17 protein-coding genes are annotated in these 18,379 nt (G+C 59.3%); 9 read left to right on the forward strand and 8 right to left on the reverse strand.

The window, feature by feature from the left end; translation table 11 throughout:
- Nucleotides 1-513: 513 nt before the first annotated feature.
- Nucleotides 514-1,569 carry an AraC family transcriptional regulator gene (locus ACM6IK_RS02495; RefSeq protein ID WP_414872992.1) on the forward strand — a complete coding sequence of 352 codons (1,056 nt, stop codon included), beginning with the start codon at nt 514-516 and terminating at the stop codon, nt 1,567-1,569.
- Between the two features lie 90 nt (nt 1,570-1,659).
- Entirely contained in the window at nt 1,660-2,712 is a 1,053-nt protein-coding gene (locus tag ACM6IK_RS02500; protein ID WP_414872993.1) for an AraC family transcriptional regulator ligand-binding domain-containing protein, read from the forward strand.
- A 204-nt stretch (nt 2,713-2,916) separates the two neighbouring features.
- Here the strand turns inward: ACM6IK_RS02500 and ACM6IK_RS02505 are convergent, their stop codons facing one another.
- A complete protein-coding gene (locus tag ACM6IK_RS02505; RefSeq protein WP_414873013.1) occupies nt 2,917-3,114 on the reverse strand; it encodes a phage integrase central domain-containing protein in 198 nt (65 codons plus the stop codon).
- Nucleotides 3,023-3,478 (reverse strand): Arm DNA-binding domain-containing protein, encoded by a 456-nt coding sequence (locus ACM6IK_RS02510; protein WP_414872994.1) that lies wholly within the window; start codon nt 3,476-3,478, stop codon nt 3,023-3,025. The genes ACM6IK_RS02505 and ACM6IK_RS02510 overlap by 92 nt, the downstream gene beginning before the upstream one ends.
- 883 nt (nt 3,479-4,361) lie before the next feature.
- Between ACM6IK_RS02510 and ACM6IK_RS02515 the strand changes: the two genes are divergently transcribed.
- The 4 genes from ACM6IK_RS02515 to ACM6IK_RS02530 all read left to right on the forward strand — a co-directional run bounded on the left by ACM6IK_RS02515 (nt 4,362) and on the right by ACM6IK_RS02530 (nt 8,720).
- The gene (locus tag ACM6IK_RS02515; RefSeq protein WP_414872995.1) at nt 4,362-4,922 is read left to right on the forward strand and encodes a YSC84-related protein; all 561 of its coding nucleotides are present in this window, start codon (nt 4,362-4,364) and stop codon (nt 4,920-4,922) included.
- Between the two features lie 225 nt (nt 4,923-5,147).
- Complete coding sequence (gene gltS / locus ACM6IK_RS02520) at nt 5,148-6,362, forward strand: sodium/glutamate symporter (RefSeq protein ID WP_414872996.1); 1,215 nt, start codon at nt 5,148-5,150, stop codon at nt 6,360-6,362.
- 167 nt (nt 6,363-6,529) lie between these two features.
- Nucleotides 6,530-6,820: a hypothetical protein gene (locus ACM6IK_RS02525; protein ID WP_414872997.1), complete on the forward strand. Its 291-nt coding sequence runs from the start codon at nt 6,530-6,532 to the stop codon at nt 6,818-6,820.
- A gap of 160 nt (nt 6,821-6,980) precedes the next feature.
- Nucleotides 6,981-8,720: a dipeptidase gene (locus tag ACM6IK_RS02530; RefSeq protein ID WP_414872998.1), complete on the forward strand. Its 1,740-nt coding sequence runs from the start codon at nt 6,981-6,983 to the stop codon at nt 8,718-8,720.
- A gap of 162 nt (nt 8,721-8,882) precedes the next feature.
- On the opposite strand, the gene ACM6IK_RS02535 is transcribed toward ACM6IK_RS02530, so the two are convergent.
- A complete protein-coding gene (locus ACM6IK_RS02535) occupies nt 8,883-9,227 on the reverse strand; it encodes a DUF6124 family protein (protein WP_414872999.1) in 345 nt (114 codons plus the stop codon).
- 356 nt (nt 9,228-9,583) lie between these two features.
- Between ACM6IK_RS02535 and ACM6IK_RS02540 the strand changes: the two genes are divergently transcribed.
- Nucleotides 9,584-9,709, forward strand: coding sequence for a hypothetical protein (locus ACM6IK_RS02540; RefSeq protein WP_414873000.1), 126 nt, complete (start codon nt 9,584-9,586; stop codon nt 9,707-9,709).
- Between the two features lie 2 nt (nt 9,710-9,711).
- Here the strand turns inward: ACM6IK_RS02540 and ACM6IK_RS02545 are convergent, their stop codons facing one another.
- The 4 genes from ACM6IK_RS02545 to ACM6IK_RS02560 form a co-directional block, all read right to left on the reverse strand.
- Nucleotides 9,712-10,164, reverse strand: a complete 453-nt coding sequence (locus tag ACM6IK_RS02545) for a VOC family protein (RefSeq protein WP_414873001.1) — start codon at nt 10,162-10,164, stop codon at nt 9,712-9,714.
- A gap of 121 nt (nt 10,165-10,285) precedes the next feature.
- Nucleotides 10,286-12,169: a feruloyl-CoA synthase gene (locus ACM6IK_RS02550; RefSeq protein ID WP_414873002.1), complete on the reverse strand. Its 1,884-nt coding sequence runs from the start codon at nt 12,167-12,169 to the stop codon at nt 10,286-10,288.
- Nucleotides 12,170-12,258: 89 nt separating this feature from the next.
- Complete coding sequence (locus ACM6IK_RS02555; RefSeq protein ID WP_414873003.1) at nt 12,259-13,707, reverse strand: aldehyde dehydrogenase; 1,449 nt, start codon at nt 13,705-13,707, stop codon at nt 12,259-12,261.
- An 82-nt stretch (nt 13,708-13,789) separates the two neighbouring features.
- A complete protein-coding gene (locus ACM6IK_RS02560) occupies nt 13,790-14,620 on the reverse strand; it encodes a p-hydroxycinnamoyl CoA hydratase/lyase (RefSeq protein WP_056722899.1) in 831 nt (276 codons plus the stop codon).
- Between the two features lie 214 nt (nt 14,621-14,834).
- On the opposite strand from ACM6IK_RS02560, the gene ACM6IK_RS02565 reads away from it, so the two are divergent.
- Nucleotides 14,835-15,323, forward strand: a complete 489-nt coding sequence (locus ACM6IK_RS02565) for a MarR family winged helix-turn-helix transcriptional regulator (protein ID WP_414873004.1) — start codon at nt 14,835-14,837, stop codon at nt 15,321-15,323.
- Between the two features lie 74 nt (nt 15,324-15,397).
- Here ACM6IK_RS02565 and ACM6IK_RS02570 read toward each other — a convergent pair whose 3' ends face one another.
- Nucleotides 15,398-16,720 carry an OprD family porin gene (locus ACM6IK_RS02570; RefSeq protein WP_414873005.1) on the reverse strand — a complete coding sequence of 441 codons (1,323 nt, stop codon included), beginning with the start codon at nt 16,718-16,720 and terminating at the stop codon, nt 15,398-15,400.
- A gap of 327 nt (nt 16,721-17,047) precedes the next feature.
- On the opposite strand from ACM6IK_RS02570, the gene mhpT reads away from it, so the two are divergent.
- Complete coding sequence (gene mhpT, locus ACM6IK_RS02575) at nt 17,048-18,265, forward strand: 3-(3-hydroxy-phenyl)propionate transporter MhpT (protein WP_414873006.1); 1,218 nt, start codon at nt 17,048-17,050, stop codon at nt 18,263-18,265.
- The last annotated feature ends 114 nt before the right edge of the window (nt 18,266-18,379 follow it).

The following is an 18,379-nucleotide window of genomic DNA, read 5'->3' on the forward strand; positions in this document are numbered from 1 at the left end:
ACTGCTTTACGCCGGGCACGCGGGAATGCGCTCGTTGGCCGCGGTTGGTCAAAAATGCCTGAAGACTTCGTCGATGTTGGTGATTGGATAGTTCGGGTGAGCGTTGGGGACGCGACTCGAAACTGCCGATCCAAAGGTGTAGATGGCAGCCGAAACCAGTATCGCGGTTATGGTTACAGTCAGGCAGGAGAGCAGAAATCGGCGCATCGAAAACCTCCGTCATTCAGCCCTGAGCCAAACGCAGTGTTTTTTGTTATTGATGGCTTGGATTCTGGTCTCCGGGAAGTGTGCACGCTTTGCAGATCGCGCCACAAAATAGGCAAATCATGACGGTGAACATCGCCAGGCTTACCCTTGGGTTCCAACCGATGAACACATCGCTACAGGCTGCCCATGGTTCCAAATCTTGGTGTAGGATCGTTCGACAACCTGTTCATTGGGCTCTATTGCCCTTCCCTTGAGCAAAGGCCGTAACTCCAGAGCGGACGACATGGGACACGCAGGCATATCGAAATGAGCTCTTCTGTACCGGGCATTGCTCTGCTGGGATTCAACGAATTTGCTATCAGCCAGGGGCTCGATCCACACACCGTTCTGGTTGAACTCGAACTGCCTGACATCGAGCTGGCCAATCTCATTTCCGGTGCGAAGTTCAATGCCTTGCTAGCGCTGTGTGCAAAACGCTCGAAGAATCCACTTTTCGGGCTGCAGTTTGGTCTGCACCAAGGCTCGCGGGGACTAGGCAGCCTGTTGTACGTGATTCGCAGCGCCAGCACGGTCGGTGATGCACTAAAGGCGCTGACACAATATTTCCATGTCCACAGCAGCGGGGCGCAGCTTCATCTCGAACGACTGGGCGGCAACGCACGACTTTTGTACGAAGTGACCGACGGAGATGCCGCCTCGGTACGACAAACTGTGGAGCTGGCCATGGGCGTGGGCGCTCAACTCATACAAAGCCTGCTTGGGCGTCCCTGGAAGCCGAACGGCTTGCTGATGCAACACTCAGCAGGCGAAAAAACCGGCGCATACAGGCGCCTGCTCGGAGTCACGCCTCGCTTTGACAGCCCGGTCAATGCATGGGTCTTCGATGATTCGTTGCTGGAGATACCCCTGAGCGCAACTGATCCACAGTTTCAACAACTGGCCCGGCAACATATTGACGAACTGTCCCGGATTACGCTGCAAGAACTGCCTTCCTTCTTGCAGAAGCTATTACGCGAGCAGCTCCCCAACGGCCATGTCACCATCGAGCAGGTCGCCGAGCACATGAAGATCAGCCCCCGAACCCTGCAGCGATATCTCATGGCAGAAGGTACTGGCTTCCAGGCGCTGCTGGACAAGACGCGACAATCAATTGCCACGCGTTACATCTGCGACTCATCCATCAGCCTGACACAGATTTCCGGGCTGCTGGGTTATGCCGATCTGAGTGCATTCTCCAGGGCCTTCACTCGATGGAACGGTATGAGTCCACAAAAGTGGAAACAACGCTATGAGCAAGCACAGCAACTCGGTACGCCCGCCTCAGGCAGGCCCCCGAGCACCGGCACCAAGCCACCTGTTTGACCTGGTATGACCTTTGGCAAATGATGGGCGGTACGCCCGGCTCCAACTTCAACGTCTCGACGTCAGAATGCAACCAGCAAGTACCGGAATATGTCTCTGAATCCTTTCGTTCGTGCACTCAGTCTTACCGGTTTCGAGGAGTTCGCCACCCGCCAGGGCCTGAACCCAGCGGAAATGCTTCGACGCGTTTCTCTGCCACAGGAGAGCCTGCGGCGGCATGAGGGCATCCTGTCTTACCGGCGGTACTGTGCATTGCTGGAACGGTGCGAGAAGCAATCAGATAACGTCTTGTTTGGTCTTCAGTATGGGCTTTACCAGGGTATCAATGTCTTTGGTGACCTACTCTGTCTGATTCGTAACGCCAGGACGGTCGGTGATGCGCTGAGCGAACTGCGCGCAAATTATTCGCTCTACAACGGGGCGGCGGAGGTCGGGCTCGACGTCGAAGGTGGCCTTGCCGCTCTCAGCTACCGCGTCAACGAAGGCGACATACCTGGATTGCGCCAGGCCGAAGAGCTAGCCTGTGGCGTAGGCGTACAGTTGATGCGCACCCTGGTGGGCAGTGGCTGGCAACCCGGAGCGGTACTGCTTCGGCATCCACCACTCTGTGATGAGTCAAACTATCTGCAAACACTCGGCTTCCTACCGACTTTCGCCTCCTCCTACACGGGCCTTGAGTTCGATTCGGCAGTACTTTCACTGCCGCTGAGTTCGGCCGACGAAACGCTGTTCCGATTGATCTCTGAACACATTGGAAGGATGGAGCGATTGTCGGCCGACGAGATGCCCGGCTACGTAAAGCAATTGCTGCGCGACCTGCTGCCCAGTGGTCGCGCCACCATCGAGAAAGTCGCCGATTGCATGGCCTTCAACTCACGCACGCTGCAACGCCGCCTGGCGCAAGAGGGCACATCCTTCCAGCGGCTATTGGATGAAACCCGCCAAGGGATGGCTCGAAGCTATCTCGAAGACCTTTCAATCAGCATGAAGCAGATGTCGGGGCTACTCGGATACGCTGACTCCAGCGGATTCAGTCGAGCATTCAATCGCTGGTTTGAAAACAGCCCCCTGGAATGGCAAAAGACGCACTGTCCAAACAGACAACCACGCCTCCTGCGTCGTCGCTTAATCCTCCAGCACTAAACACCATCATGAGACTCGATTTACGCGACCGCTTTTTAACTGACTGATGCAGCCAAAAACCGTTTGATCACCTACTAGCACCTCATGTTAGTGCTGGCTGACCGATATCAGTAGGGATTGGTACTAAGCTGTGCCTCCATTGCTATCTTTCCCGCTGTCTTGCGCTTCCTGTATGTCGCACACAAATCGTGACCAGTGATCCAATTAAATTTGCCGCTTGCCGAAAAGGACTCCACGGCGATAAGCCGCCTCAACCGCACTCTCTACTGCATGTGCAAGTGCTTGCTCGCAGACCTCCTGCGTTGGAAGATCACCTATGACCTTGAACGCATAAGTAGCCAAAGTGTTTTCCCACTGCTGTGCATACTTGGCATTTTTCCAGCCCGCCCTGTGGGCAGCAATGTAGTCGAGAACAACGTCTTTGAAGGGGGGTTGCCCTGATCTTTGCAGTGTCCTGAGCTAAACGTTCGGCTTCTTTTTCCAGCTGTTGTCGCTCCAACGCCTCATCCCGATGGGTGAGCGGATCGACGCCTGACTTGCTCAGCTTTCTGGCCTCTGCTGTTTTCTCACGAGCTTTCGCGAGACTGACTTCGGCGCTCCCGCCCAGCCCCATTTCTCGGCTCTTGCCGGCAATCTTGTAGCGAAAAATCCAACTGACGCCACGGGAACGGCCGACTTTCAAGTAGAGGCCGTCGCCATCGTTGGTCATTCCAGCCAACCCAGCTCTGACTATTTTCTCTACGGTTTTTGTCGTCAGAGATGCCATCAGTCACCTCCTGTTTAAAAGGATGATGACTCAATTCAGATGAGTCTCAGCCCATACCTTGGCCCCTGGCTTTCCGTGGTTGCACGCGGAACACAAAAGACATCGCCTCCGCCATCTTTATACGACAAGGCCCTGATTATTCAGGGCTTTGTCGTTTCCGGGGTTTGGCGAAAATCTCGCCGCTCGACAAGCGTTCCATAATTTTCTCAAGAAAATTGTAGCTTCCGCTAAATTGACCAGCCCGACAGCGATCAGCTCATCGTGTCAGCCCTGTCATATCGTCGTCACATCCACCCAGCACAATGGGATCAGCCAAATGGATTTGGCCCATCTACAGAGAGCCCGGCCGACGCCGGGCTTTTTCATTGCTACGACATGCTTTTCACGAAACGCTCACAAGATGGAGCGCAGATTGGATGAACAAAAGGATTTGACCCCAAACAGAAGGCCCGTCATTGAGCGGGCCTTTTGCTGCCTGTTGCGTTTTTCTCTGACGAATATGAGGCGGTCATGCGCCTGCGAGACGATCCCAGCCCCGCCCTACTCAGCCGACTCAATCAGAACATCAATGCTGCGGATGCCAACGGCACTTCGACTTCGCGTTCAGGCCGGTGTTATCGGCCGCCACCCGGAATCACGGTGTGAAAATACTGGACGCCAGAGGCCAGAAGCAAAACTGACAGCGAACCCGGCCATTACGCTGTGGTCATAACAGCTGAAGGCATCGCAAATGATCAATGGCCCCGAGCTAACTTCATTCAAGAGCGATGCCTGCAATTCACACACTTCAGGGTGCGCCGGATAACCTCAGCGGATTCGGTTCCTGCCTGACGCAGGCGCTTGCCACTGCTCTCATCCAATGCTCCCTCGGCGGAGTAGGCAAATGACTCAATCAATGCGGTTCTTCCTGTCGATCTTCCTCGTGACGGCATCATTGGCATCGGCCAGTTTCCTGAACACTGCGGGAGCGGCCACCGCCGAGGACCTGAATGCCGACTCTCGACAAGCGTTGCAAACGCTCTACAAGACCAATCCTTTTTCCGAAACCATCTCACACAAAGCCAAAGCGGCGCTTGTTTTCCCGAACATCATCAAGGCCGGTCTTGTGTTCGGCGGCAGCTATGGCGAAGGCGTACTGATAAAAGGCTCGAAAGTCGAGAGTTACTACAACTCCGTCAGCGGTTCATGGGGGCTGCAAGCCGGCGCCCAGTCGTATGGCTATGTGGTTTTCCTGATGACCGATAAAGCCATGAAATATCTAGCCGACACCAAGGGCTGGGAAATCGGTGTAGGGCCAACGGTTGTTTTAGTGAATGCAGGGGTTGCGAAGAACCTGTCCAGCTCGACGCTCAAAGACGACGCCTACGCGTTCATCTTCGACCAGCAAGGGCTGATGGCGGGGGTCAGCATCGAAGGAACGAAGATTTCTCAGATCAAGCGCTAACGTCAGCCGTTTGATTGACCATCGGGAGCGTGATGGCGGCCTATGCCAATCCGGATGGGTTTTCCCGTTCAGGCCAGGCTGTCCTCACGCTTGGCGCACAAACGCACCTCATGATTAGGAAACCATCTGGACGAGCAAGGCTGTATCGAGCGTTCATTGATACAGGTCTAAACATTGAATCACCGTATCCTGATAATGATTTTTCAGTATTCAGGTAGGCCTTAAATGACTTCACAGCTCTTCCAGGTTCACGGCCTCGTGAGTTTTACACTCGCCATTCTCCTGCTTTTCCTCGGCAAAACCCTCGTCCAGCACAACGCCTTTCTCCGCCACTACTGTATCCCCGAATCGGTCGTCGGCGGCTTCATCTGTGCGGCGGTGACGTCCTTGCTTTACTTCGGTTTGAATATCCATATCGAATTCGATCTGCAAGTTCGCGACACCCTGCTGCTCTATTTCTTTGCCGGCATTGGCTTGAAATCGGACATGCGCCAACTGCTCAGGGGTGGGCGCCCGCTGCTGATCCTGCTGTTACTCGCCGCTGTGTTCATTCTTCTGCAGAACTCGCTGGGCATGGCTGTTGCCGAGGTTTTTGGACTTGATCCCAAAGCCGGCTTGATGGTGGGCTCCATTTCCCTCACGGGTGGGGTGGGCACCACCCTGGCCTGGGCACCGCTGTTCGTCGAAAAACTGGGAATCGGTAACGCGCACGAACTGGGCATCGCCAGTAACACCGTCGGCCTGATTGCCGCGTGCGTCATCGGCGGCCCTATCGCCAACCAACTGATACGTCGCTATCGACTGACGCCGTCCAGGGATGCAGAGCTGGAAGTCGGCATTCTCGAACAACAACCGAGCAAGCCACTGGACTACTACGACGTGCTCTGGGCCTGGATGTGGCTCAACCTGACCCTGATGCTCGGCTATGGACTCAATCTGCTGCTGGTCGATGTCGGCATCACCCTGCCCAAATTTGTCAGTTGCCTGTTCGCGGGCATCGTCATTCATCACCTCGTTCTGGCCTTTGTGGGCGATCAACGACTGAAAACCTGGAGCGGTGCAAGCCTGGGCCTGTCGCTGATCTCCGATATCTGTCTGGGCATGTTTTTGACCATGGCCCTGATGGGGCTTCAGCTATGGCAACTCGACGGCGCGTTGATGTTCATTCTGTGCGCATTGACCCTGCAGATTCTGCTGACGGTCGCCTATACGTATTTCGTGGTCTTCCGCTGTATGGGGCGCGATTACGAAGCCAGTGTGATTGCTTCCGGATTCGGCGGGATTGCCCTCGGCTCCACGGCGACGGCCATCGTCAACATGTCGACCGTGACGCAAAAGTACGGCGCGGCGCACCAGGCCTTCCTGATCGTGCCGCTGGTGTGCGGCTTTTTCATTGACCTGGTCAATGCCGTGATCATCAGCCTGTTCAGTGGTCTGTAGCGACCCCACCTCGACTCTCGGACGACCGGACACACTGAAGAAAGGAAAGCAGACGAAAGGAGCGGCAGGATCGGTGCCGCAAGGATAGGCTCAAAGAAAGAGTGTGCCCCGGCCCTGATCTGGCCAGGTACGATCTCGAATACGCCTCTTGCTACAGGGGAACCGGGATGACGGGAAAAACTGCGCGTCAATGGTCATCATGGTTCCTGCTCGCCATTGGTCTGGCACTGACAGCGGGATGTTCAGGCAAAGCCACCACGGCTCGTTATTCCGCCCCAAACACGGGTTCAACCTGCTACGCAAAAGCCCTCCCCACTGTCGGCGAAGGCGGCCTCGCCTGGGCGAACACCCTGGACATGGCTCGCCAGAAATCCCTGGATAATTGCATCCGCTATGCGGGCCGATCCGGCGGCACGCCGAATACCTGCCACGTGGTGATGTCGGAATGTAAGCATTGATAGAGCGGTTTTTCATTTCTGCGCCGCTTTTGCATTTCTGTGCGACAGATCCCACTTCAGGGGCTCCCGTTTCACACGCTCGTGGTGGTAGTTTGCAAATGTTTCTGATCAAACGATCAGATATTTCTTACAAACCACCTGCAAAGGAATGCCCCCAGCAATGGATTTTTCCCTCAAGCACTTGGCTGCGACCAGCCTCATGCTCGCCAGCCTTTCGTCGTTCACCACCGCTGCCCACGCCAACATCACCCCGCAACAAAGCGCGATCATCCTCAAGACCTTCAGTGATGCATCGGTCAAGGATTTCAGACAGTTCCTGGGCGACTTGTCCAAGAGCGATATCGCCAAAACCGACAACCTCGGCCCGGCCATCCGTGCGTTCCAGGGCAACAAGACGCTTAGCGCCGGGCAGCAAAATGAAATCCATCGCCTGCTTGGCCTCTACGCCCGGGTGAAATACGGCAGCGCGGCCACCGAAACCTTGAAGGAGCTGGTGGCCATTCCAACCGTGCGCGTGGACGGTGTTGCCCAGCACGACAATCCCGAATTTCTCAAGATTGCCGAGAAGATCAAGGGCCTCGCCCTGGCGTTCAACCTGAACTTTCGCAACATCGATAACCGCGTCTATGAAATCTCCCTGGAAGGCGCTGGCGATGAAGTCGTGGGCATTCACGCCCATGCCGATGTGGTGCCGGTGACGCCGGAGAACTGGGTGCTGCAGGACGGCACCCGCCTCGATCCGTTCAAGGTCACCCTGATCGGTGATCGCATGTATGGCCGCGGCACTGAAGATGACAAGAACGGCATCGTGGTGGCGCTCTACGCCATGAAGATCATCAAGGAAGAGCAGCTGCCGCTGGCCCGCAACTTCAAGCTGCTGGTCGACACCACCGAAGAGACCACGGGTGACGCCATCCCCTACTACTTTGAACGCAACCCGACCCCCAACTACAACCTGGCGCTGGATGGCGGCTACCCGGTGGTGATCGCCGAGAAGGGCTACGGCACCGTCATGGCCAGCTTCGCCAAACGCAAGGCTCAAGGCAAAGGAGCGCAAATCACCTCGATGACCGGCGGCCTGGCCACCAACCAGATTCCGTCGACATCGGTCGTGACCCTGGTGACCGACAAGCCCGCCGAACTGGCCGCCAGCCTGCAAAAGGCCGGCACCGACTATGCCAAGCGCAACGGTGGCAACTTCGAGGTCGCCGCCAAGATCGACGGCAAGGACGTCAAACTGACGGTCACCGGTGTGTCCGCGCACTCCTCCGAGCCCGAGTCCGGCGTCAACCCGGTGGCCAGGATGCTCGACTTCATCAATAGCCTCGACGGCAAGGTCGCGCTCAAGCACAACCAGATCACTGACGCCGCCCGCTACGCCGCCGACAACTGGGGGCTGGACTACCTGGGTGGCAAGTTGGGGGTCGGTTTTGCCGATGAGTTCATGGGCCCGCTGACCACGTCCCTGACCTATGTCGGGATGGACGACAAAGCCTTCAAACTCGCGGTCAACCTGCGCGTGCCGAAGGGCAAGACGCCGGAAGTGCTCAAATCCGAAATCGCCACAAAGCTGGACGCCTGGAGCAAGAAGACCAGCATCGCACCAACCTTCGACCTGTCGATTGCCGAACCGATGTACCGCAACCCCGAGGGTGAATGGGTCAAGGCCCTGCTCGCGGTGCCCAGCGAAAACCTCGGCATGGAACACAAGTTCGGCACCTCCGCTGGCGCCACCTCCGTGCATGAACTGCCCAACGGCGTGCAGTTCGGCCTGGCCATGCCGGACGTCAAATACACCGGTCACAACGACAACGAGTTCAAGACCACCGAGCAGTTCCTGCTGGACTTGCAGATCGTGACCGAGATGATGGGCCGCATCGGGCAATTGCCGAAGCTTTGATCCCCCTTCGGACCCGCCGCCCTGGCGGGTCCATTGCTTTCACTCCCAAATCACACGCCGGCACCCTTGTAGGAGCGAGCTTGCTCGCGAAAAACCAGAGGACGCTGCGGTAAGTCTGGTTTCCCCCGTCATCGTTGGCCTCCATCGCGAGCAAGCTCGCTCCTACGGATCGATTTGATCCAGCACCCGGTTCGCCGTGATCTCCGCCAGCATCACGCTGTTGGAAATGCCCAGCAACGCATTGCGCGACCCACCGTCCAGGTGATCCACCAACTGATGGACCATCACATCGACCGACGCGAGGGTTTCGACCAGATAAACCATCAAGGTTTCGGGACTCGCCTGCGGGTCCACAGTGAACAAGCTGCTGGGTGTGCGCGGTGTGGCTTTGATATCGGCAATCGAGGGGAGATGACCATTGAGGGCGGCTTCGTTGAGCCTGGTTGAGTCGGCTTCATGTGGTGAGACCGGATCGGCGTCCGGTGGGTTTGGCGTTACCTTGAACATATTTCCGTCTCCAAAAAATGGAGCCATCACCGACTTGCGACTAAACAAGGGGGGTGGCAGCTGTACGCAGGTTAGTCGACCGGGGAGACACGAAACCGGCGCACCCGAAGGCGCCCTGCGCACAGCTACCATGAAGTGCAGGCATGAAATGACCTGTCTGTCTGGATGCAAATACACTTCGTGAAACCAACGGGCGACTAAACCCGATCACTGATGAGCAGTGACACGAATCAAGTTACCGATGGCCCCCGAGGCGCACAAGCCGGCGGATTCTGGCGTAACCGTAGGCAACGGCGCAAGGTCTTGTAGCTTGCATGAAGCAACCTTAAACACCTTTAAACAAACACGATCCGGCGATGTTGAGTGACAGGGAGCACTTGCCCGGCGAGCCCTCTTGCAGCGAGCACTTCTATTCGATCTGCCCGTTCATCGACTGGCCCGCGGACCAGGTGCCGGGCACGGAGGCGACCCGCCAGCGCTGAGCTCATCGACAAGCGTGCTGCCCGAGCTCCTGGGCCAGCCCGATGAGAATGCCTTCGGGCCCCCGTATGTAGCAGAGCCGATAGGTGTCTTCGTACCGGACCACTTTGCCGACGAGCTGCGCGCCGCGCTTGTAGAGCCTGGCGAGCGTGTCGTCGATGTCTTCCACTGTGAACATGACGCGCAGGTAACCGAGGGCGTTCACCGGGGCGCTGCGGTGATCGGCGACCACAGGCGGTGCGAGGAATCGGGATAACTCGAGCCGACTGTGACCGTCCGGCGTACGCATCATGGCAATCTCGACGCGCATGTCGCGCAATCCAGTGACGCCATCTGCCCAGTCGCCTTCGATTGGGGCGCGCCCCTCGAGTTCGAGGCCTAGTTCGGTGAAGAACTCAATGGCAGCGTCGATGTCGTCTACAACGATGCCGACGTTGTCCATACGCTTGACCGTCATGATGTCTCCTTGCTGTCTAACGTAACAATGCACTCACTGTACAACACAGGCTGTCCGTCAGCCGAGTAAGCCTCAGGCTCGCCAGGCCGGGTTCTCGATCAATAGCGCCGCTCGCCTGCGCTCACGACTTCGACCCGGCGCGCAGGATCGTCGGATCGAGCCCGCGATACAGTGCCTCGACCTGCTCCGCGCGCCACTGCAATACCGCACGCTGATTGATCGAGCCCTTGTCGGTGATTTCGCCCCGGTCGATGGACGCCGGCTCGTCGAGCAAGGCAATCCACTCCAGGCGACTGGCATTACCGGAGGCGTCGCGATTGAGTCGCTGCAACCAGCCGGCGAACCACTCGCGAACCGGCGCGCTGGCCAACACATCGGTGTCGCTGGCACTGGCCGCCAGCCCTGACAGCCGTCGACATTCAAACATCCGCGCAAAGACCAGCGCACCCAGGCATTCCCGATCCGGCGCGGTCACCACCAGGTCCTGGACATAGGGCGAGCCTTCGAGCACCGCCCGGCTGCGCAAAGGCCCGACGCTGACGAACACCCCGGATGACAACTTGAAATCTTCGGCGATGCGCCCGTCGAACATCAGCCCCAATTGCGGGTCGCGCGGGTCGGCAAGTTTGAGCGCATCACCGGAGCAGTAGAAGCCCTGCGGGTCGAACGCTTCGAGGGTCTGCTGCGGTGACCGCCAATAGCCGGGCATGATGTGCGGCCCACGAAAGCGCCCTTCGAGTTTGCCGTCCACCGGCACCAGGCGCACCTCGCAACCGGGCGCCGGCAGGCCGACATAACCGGCCACGGACAACGGCCCGGTGGTGAACGTGCAAGACGGCGAAGCCTCGGTCATGCCGAGCCCGGCCATCATGCGGATACGTTCACCGCAGTGCTGTTCGGCGACTCGGTCGAGCCGGTCCCAGACACTTTGCGACAAACCGGCAGCGGCAAAGAAGAACAGACTGATGCGTTGGAAAAAAACCTCCCGCAGTTCCGCGTCCTGCTCCAGTGCCGAAGCCAGTTCTTCCCAGCCCTTGGGCACGGTGAGGTAGGCGGTGGGCGACACTTCCTTGAGGTTACGCAGGGTTTGCGCGAAACCCTGCGCCGTGGGCTTGCCGTCGTCCAGGTAAAAACTGCCACCGTTGTAGAGCACGATGCCGACGTTATGGCTACCGCCGAAGGTGTGGTTCCACGGCAGCCAGTCCACCAGCACCGGCGGTTCTTCGCCGAACACCGGAAACGTCTGCAACAGCATTTGCTGGTTGGCGCACAGCATGCGCTGGGTGGTGATCACCGCCTTGGGCAGCTTGGTCGAGCCGGAGGTGAACAGGAACTTGGCGATGCTGTCCGGCCCCGTGCTGGCAAACGCGGCATCGGCCTCGGCACCGCCCGGCTGCTCGAGCAGGCTGGAAATGCTGACCTGGTGGCGCCCCGCGACCTGGCCACCCACGGTGATCAGTGGCGTTTGGGCCGGCAGTACGGCATCGATGGCGCGCTGGTAGGCTGCAGCATCACTGACAAATACCAGGCCGGGTTGCAGCAGGTCGCAGACGTGACGCAGCTTGGCGAAATCCTGGGACAGCAGCGAATAGGCCGGCGACACCGGGCAGTAGGGGATGCCCGCGTACAGGGCGCCGAAGGCGATTTGCAAATGCTCGATGTCATTGCCCGAGAGCAGGACCAGGGGTTTGTCTGCCGACAGGCCGTAGCTCAACAGGCTTTGGGCGATGGCCCGGACACTGTCGAGCATCTGGGCGTAACTGACCCGGCGCCAGTTACCATCGGCCTGGCGGGCGGCGATGAAGGTCTGCTCGGGACGCACCCGTGCCCAATGCACCAGACGGTCAAGCAGTCGCGGCGGATACTCGGCCAATGGCTCCAGGGACCGCATGTGCAATGCGCCCTGCTGTTCTGTCACCTCGACCGCTGCGCGACCGATGGACAGGTGACGGTAGCGCGGCGCGCCGGCCTCGGTGTGGGGTTGCGATCTGAATTCGGAACTCACGTGCTTGTACTCCATCAAGGCACGCTACCACCAGGGCGCACGAATGGGCATGGTGGTGGCTGCAGCCTTTTTATTGTTATTTCTGCGGTTCAGATCGGGTAATGCCGCGGTCCATGCTGCAAGGTAACCCAGCGCAACTGGGTGAAATGCTCGATGGACGCCTTGCCGCCAAAGCTGCCGTAGCCGCTGGACTTGACCCCGCCGAAAGGCATTTGCGCTTCGTCGTGCACGGTCGGGCCATTGATATGGCAGATGCCCGACTCGACCCGTTGGGCCAGCGCCAGGGCGCGCCCGGTATCGCGACTGAAAATCGCCGCCGACAGACCGAACTCGGAATCGTTGGCCAGACGCAGCAGCGCTTCGTCACCCTCCCCGCGCAACAACACCGCCACCGGGCCAAAGGACTCCTCGCGGTACAGACGCATGGTTTCGTTGACGCCATCGAGCAGGGTCGGCTGCAAAATGCTGCCGTCCAGTTGTCCGCCGACCACCAAGCGCGCGCCCTTGCCCAGGGCATCGTCGATCAACCCCCTGATGCGCGTTCCGGCACTGGCATCCACCAGCGAACCGAGCACCGAATCCGCCAGCGCGGGATCACCGGCGCGCAGTGTCTCGACCTTGGCCGCCAGCTTGGTGACAAAAGCATCGGCGACCTTTGCATCGACGATCAGTCGCTCGGTGGACATGCAGATCTGCCCCTGATTGAAGTACGCGCCGAAAGCGGCTGCCTCCACCGCCGCATCCAGGTCGGCATCATCGAGCACCAGCAACGGCGCCTTGCCGCCCAGCTCCAGCAAGGCCGGTTTGAGGTGGCGCGCCGAGAGCTCGCCGACGATGCGCCCGACATGGGTTGAACCGGTGAAGTTGACCCGTCGCACCGCCGGGTTGGCGATCAGCCGCTCGACAATCGCCGGGGCATCCGCCGGGGCATTGCTGATGACATTGACCACGCCATCCCCCAGGCCGGCATCCTGCAAGACCTGGCCGATCAGGCGGTGCACCGCCGGGCTCAGTTCGGAGGCCTTGAGCACCACGGTGTTGCCGCACGCCAGCGGCATGGCGATGGCGCGGGTGGCGAGAATCACCGGGGCATTCCACGGGGCGATACCCAGCACCACACCGCAGGGTTGACGCAGGGCCATGGCAAAACTGCCCGGTACATCCGAGGGGATGACTTCGCCATTGATCTGGGTGGTCATCGACGCCGCTTCACGCAGCATGTTCGCTGCCAGCCGCACGTTGAATCCGTACCAGTTGGCCATGGCCCCGGTCTCGCCGGCGGCGGCGATGAATTGCGCGCTGCGCGCCTGCAACTGCTCGGCGGCCTTGAGCAAACGGCTGCGACGTTCATTGGGCGCCAGGGCGGCCCAGGCGGGAAACGCTGCCTGCGCCGCAGCCACCGCGGCATCGGCATCTTCCAGGGTGGCGGCGGCAACCCGCGATACCAATTCACCGGTCACCGGGTTGCGGCGTTCGAAGGTCCGACCGTCGCGAGCAGAGAGCGACTGGCCGCCAATCAGCAGGGGCACGTCGAGCATGGTGATTCCTCTTTATTGTCTTTATCGGGAATGCATTCGAGCGATGTGAAGCGCCGGGCGGACTTGCACCCGGCTATCAGTCTCAGCGTTTGTAGGCCTGCAGACCGGGCTTGATGCTCTTGTCGTCGAGGAATTGCTTCATGCCCTGCTCGCGGCCACCTTCGGTATCGAGCAGGCGCGACTGGTCAAGCTTGGCGTACAGGTAGTCCTCGTTCTGCTCCCAGGTCAGCTCGCGGCAGCGCTTGAAGCCATGCTTGGCCGCACGCAGCACCACCGGGTTTTTCTCCAGCAGGTTGCGCGCCAGATCCACGGTGACTTCACGCAGTTGCGCCAGGGGTACGCTTTCGTTGACCAGGCCCATCTCGGCGGCTTTCTGCCCTCCGAAGGTCTTGCCGGTCATGATGTAGTACAGCGACTGACGATGGCCCACGGTGTCGGCCATGGCCTTGCTCACCAGGTTGCCCGGCGGGATGCCCCAGTTGATTTCCGAGAGGCCGAAGGTCGCTTCGTCGGCGCAGATCGCCAGGTCACAGGCCACCAGCGGGCTGAAGCCGCCACCGAAACACCAGCCGTTGACCATGGCGATGGTTGGCTTGGCGTACATGCGCAGCAGTTTCCATTGCCATTGCGAGGCTTCGCGGCGGATTTTTTCCTGGAGGATCTCCGGGCCCGCGTCCACTTCGCGGAAATACTCCTTGAGGTCCATGCCCGCGGTCCAGGCATCGCCGGCACCGGTCAGCACCAGCACGCCAGCCGCCGGATCCTGCTCCAGGGTTTCCAGTACATCGATCATTTCCCGGTTGAGTGTCGGGCTCATGGCGTTGCGCTTTTCCGGGCGATTGAGAATGACCCAGGCGATGCCTTCTTCGATCTCGACCTTGACGGTTGTCCAGCGACCTTCGTAGTTGCTCATGGCGATGCTCTCTTGTTCTTGGCTTGAAGATGACTGGAAATTAAAGGACCTATATAGTTATGTCAATTAACCATTAATCAAATTAACCATTTTTTTATCCACCCTGAAATATCCTTCGAGCCCATCGCCATGAGCGACGGGCATAGCTATCAGCAGCCAACCCCGGCAAACTGGATACGCTTGTTAACCTCCACCTGTTCAGGATTCACCCGCAATGGCCAAGCCTTCTCCCCTCGCCGATCAGAGCGAGTCCCCGTCCGCCACCGCCGAGATGCAGGCACCGCTGGATTCGGCACTGGATGACCTGATCGGCTACGCGATGCGGCGCGCCCAACTCAAACTGTTCCAGAACCTGATCGGTCGCCTGTCAGCCCACGACCTGCGCCCCGCGCAGTTCTCGGCCCTGGCCATCATCGAGCAGAACCCAGGGTTGATGCAGGCCGACCTGGCCCGGGCCCTGGCCATCGAGCCGCCGCAGGTGGTGCCGCTGCTCAATAAGCTTGAAAGCCGCGCGCTGGCGGTGCGGGTGCGCTGTAAACCGGACAAACGCTCCTATGGAATCTTCCTGAGCAAGACCGGCGAAACCTTGCTCAAGGAGCTCAAGCAGATCGCCGCGCAAAGCGATTTCGACTCCACTTCATCGCTGACCGGTGAAGAGCGCGAGGAGTTGCTGCGCTTGCTGAGAAAGGTTTACCAGGACTGAACACAGTCTGCCGGCACGCTCCCTCCCGCCAAAAAAACAGGGGCGGCCGGCGGGGAACATCGAAGGACCCGGGCTTACCAGATCGGCAAGGTATAGATCACCAGGAACCGGGTCTGGTTTTCATCACGAAACGCCGTACCGCTCGGGAAGTCATTGCGGTAGATCGCCTTGCGCGCCAACAGCCCCACGTTTTTCAGCGGGCCGCCCTGAATCACATAACCCAGTTCCATCTGGAATTCGCGCTCTTTGCGGTCCTCGGCGTTGAAGGCGGCCAGCTCGATATTGTCGCCGCGCACGTAACGCAACCTTCCCTTCAAACCGGGCACCCCGGATGCGACGAAGTCGTAGTCATAGATCGCTTGCCAGGTGCGCTCCTTGGCGTTGAGAAAATCCGAAGCCATGGTCTGTTCACTCATGCCCATCAACTCCGTGCCAGAGATGTACGGCGTCGCCGTATCGCCACTGGAATGCATGTAGCCAAGGCTCACTCGGTGCCCGCCGAAGCGGTAGCCGAACAACGCCGAGCGGTTGCGGTTGTCCACCCTGCCCGCCTTGGCGCTGCCATCCTCGCGGCTGAAAAAACTGCGCAAGTCGCTGGTGAACACGCCTTCGCCGAGCGCCAGGTTGTGCAGCAATGCCAGAGTGTCCTGTTGGTACAGGTCGGCCACCTCGGCATGGTAGGCGCGCAGACTGAGTTCTTTGTTGACCTGATAATCGCCCCCTGCGTACGCCAGATGCGAGGTGGTGGCGGCGCCGTTGAATCGCCGGTTTGGCGAGGCGATGGCCATGGCCTGATAGTCCGTGGAATCGCGCTTGTTGATGCGATCGATGTCACCGGTGTTCAGGGTCAGGCCATCGATGTCCCTGGAACTGAGTGTGGTGCCGCGAAAGGTTTGTGGCAGCAGTCGCGACGGGCTGGCAAAGGCAAACGGCAGGAAGATCGAGACATCGCCACTCTTGATCGTAGACTGGGCAAACCGCAGCTTGGCCGTCGGAGCCAGCCGCGAATAGTCATCCGCCGCGCGCTTGTCGCTTGCCGACACCGGCAGCAGTTCAGTGCCGCTGCGATCCGGAGCGGAGTCGAGCTTGACCCCCAGCAGTCCCCGCACATCCAGTCCAAAGCCCACAGTCCCTTCGGTAAACCCCGACTCCATGCCCAGGATGAAACCCTGAGCCCATTCCCGCGCGGCAGTCTTTGCGCCGCCGTCCTGGTATTCACGGTCCAGGTAGTAATTGCGCAGGGTCAAGTTTGCGTGACTGTCCTCGATAAATCCTTCGGCCCGCAACTGAAAGGGCAGAACACTGGCACCAAGCAGCGCCACGACCCACCCGGGATGGAGACTGCAGACGCAGGAGAGCGACGCTACTGAACCGGTGTTCAAGGGGCGTTTTGGCATGTTCGATGTCCACTTTTTATTGTTTTTCTGGTGCCTGACCCGTACGGGACTGCCGGCTTCACGATCAGAGAATGGAAACAGCCAAGGGGCGTCGTCAATCGGAGATGACCGATAATCGAACATTAATATTATTATCTATTTTTATACAATCTCTCTAATGCATCCATAACAAACTGTTTTTTATCACTTTATTCGTGGTTTACGCGCTTTTTAAGCCACCATTCTTTTTTTAGTTATCTTTGTTATCTTAATCGTCAGCGGTCATTGACGGCGCTCCTAACGCGCGGAGGGCTCGACTGCATAAAAAAACAACAATGAGGTTCACCCATGGACAGTCCATCGCGTCGCTCGACGCTGACAATCGCTTTGTGCTTTATCGTTGCGCTGATCGAGGGGTTCGATCTGCAGGCTGCCGGCACCGCTGCCGCAGGATTGCGCCAGAGCTTTGCCCTGGACCCGAAGATGATGGGCTGGGTGTTCAGCGCCGGGATCATTGGCCTGTTGCCTGGCGCGTTTTTTGGCGGCTGGGTGGCCGATCGTATCGGCCGCAAGAAAATCCTCGTCGGCGCCGTGCTGCTGTTCGGCGTCTTCTCGCTCTGCACCGCCTATGTCGAGAGCTATTCCAGCCTGCTGCTGGTGCGCTTCATGACCGGCCTGGGCCTGGGTGCCGCCTTGCCCAACCTGATTGCCCTGTGTGCCGAGGCCGTAAGCGAGCGCCATCGCGGCACCGCCATCAGCGTCATGTACTGCGGCGTGCCCCTGGGCGGCGCGTTGGCGGCGGTGGTGGTGATGTTTTCCAGTGAGCACTGGCAAACCACCTTCATCATCGGCGGCCTGACGCCTCTACTGGTGGTGCCACTGATGGCGCTGCTGCTGCCCGAATCCACTGCGTTCCGCCAGCAACACGCCGCGACCGCCAGCCAACGGTCGTCTACCGCCCAGGCGCTGTTCGGCGAAGGGCGCGCACGCAGCACGCTGGCCTTGTGGTTGAGCTACTTCTTCACCCTGACCGTGATGTACATGCTGCTCAACTGGCTGCCCTCGCTGTTGCTGGAACAGGGTTTCACCAAGCCTCAGGCAGGCATGGTGCAGATGCTGTTCAACCTGGGCGGCGCCATTGGTTCGCTGCTCGGCGGGTTGATGCTGGACCGCTGCAACGGCCTGAAAGTGGTCCTGTTCGTGTACGCAGGAGTGTTGGCGGCACTGGCCGGGGTCGGCCTGTCAGTGGGTATCGTGCCGATGGCAATCGCCGGGTTTGCCGTCGGGCTGTTCGTCATGGCCGCACAGCTTGTACTTTATGCACTGGCGCCCCCTTCCTACCCGACTTCAGTGCGTGCCACCGGTGTCGGCGCGGCCGTGGCCATCGGCCGGCTCGGTTCGGTGGCAGGTCCCCTGGCCGCCGGCCAGATCCTCGCCGCCGGTGCCGGCACCACTGGCGTGCTGCTGGCAACGTCACCGGGGTTGGTGATCGCCGCACTGTCGATCCTGACCGTGATCGCCCGCACCGGAGCGATCGCCGAGTCTCGACCGGAAGCTGCAAACTGAGCCGGATCATCGGGTGTTCGATAAAAAAGGGTCGCTGGAACCGTTGACGCATACGCTGGAGCGGTTGGGGCAGTAGGAGCGAGCTCGCACCCACAGGGAACAGCGTTTGAGGTG

Origin of the sequence: Pseudomonas sp. IT-196MI5 (genome assembly GCF_949767415.1) — a bacterium.
Classification (GTDB): domain Bacteria; phylum Pseudomonadota; class Gammaproteobacteria; order Pseudomonadales; family Pseudomonadaceae; genus Aquipseudomonas.

Bases quoted from the DNA above. Each gene is read 5' to 3' on its own strand.
- ACM6IK_RS02495 (WP_414872992.1), top strand. From the start codon at position 514: ATGAGCTCTTCTGTACCGGGCATTGCTCTGCTGGGATTCAACGAATTT.
- ACM6IK_RS02500 (WP_414872993.1), top strand. From the start codon at position 1,660: ATGTCTCTGAATCCTTTCGTTCGTGCACTCAGTCTTACCGGTTTCGAG.
- ACM6IK_RS02510 (WP_414872994.1), bottom strand. From the start codon at position 3,478: ATGGCATCTCTGACGACAAAAACCGTAGAGAAAATAGTCAGAGCTGGG.
- ACM6IK_RS02515 (WP_414872995.1), top strand. From the start codon at position 4,362: ATGACTCAATCAATGCGGTTCTTCCTGTCGATCTTCCTCGTGACGGCA.
- gltS (WP_414872996.1), top strand. From the start codon at position 5,148: ATGACTTCACAGCTCTTCCAGGTTCACGGCCTCGTGAGTTTTACACTC.
- ACM6IK_RS02525 (WP_414872997.1), top strand. From the start codon at position 6,530: ATGACGGGAAAAACTGCGCGTCAATGGTCATCATGGTTCCTGCTCGCC.
- ACM6IK_RS02530 (WP_414872998.1), top strand. From the start codon at position 6,981: ATGGATTTTTCCCTCAAGCACTTGGCTGCGACCAGCCTCATGCTCGCC.
- ACM6IK_RS02535 (WP_414872999.1), bottom strand. From the start codon at position 9,227: ATGTTCAAGGTAACGCCAAACCCACCGGACGCCGATCCGGTCTCACCA.
- ACM6IK_RS02540 (WP_414873000.1), top strand. From the start codon at position 9,584: ATGTTGAGTGACAGGGAGCACTTGCCCGGCGAGCCCTCTTGCAGCGAG.
- ACM6IK_RS02545 (WP_414873001.1), bottom strand. From the start codon at position 10,164: ATGACGGTCAAGCGTATGGACAACGTCGGCATCGTTGTAGACGACATC.
- ACM6IK_RS02555 (WP_414873003.1), bottom strand. From the start codon at position 13,707: ATGCTCGACGTGCCCCTGCTGATTGGCGGCCAGTCGCTCTCTGCTCGC.
- ACM6IK_RS02560 (WP_056722899.1), bottom strand. From the start codon at position 14,620: ATGAGCAACTACGAAGGTCGCTGGACAACCGTCAAGGTCGAGATCGAA.
- ACM6IK_RS02565 (WP_414873004.1), top strand. From the start codon at position 14,835: ATGGCCAAGCCTTCTCCCCTCGCCGATCAGAGCGAGTCCCCGTCCGCC.
- ACM6IK_RS02570 (WP_414873005.1), bottom strand. From the start codon at position 16,720: ATGCCAAAACGCCCCTTGAACACCGGTTCAGTAGCGTCGCTCTCCTGC.
- mhpT (WP_414873006.1), top strand. From the start codon at position 17,048: ATGGACAGTCCATCGCGTCGCTCGACGCTGACAATCGCTTTGTGCTTT.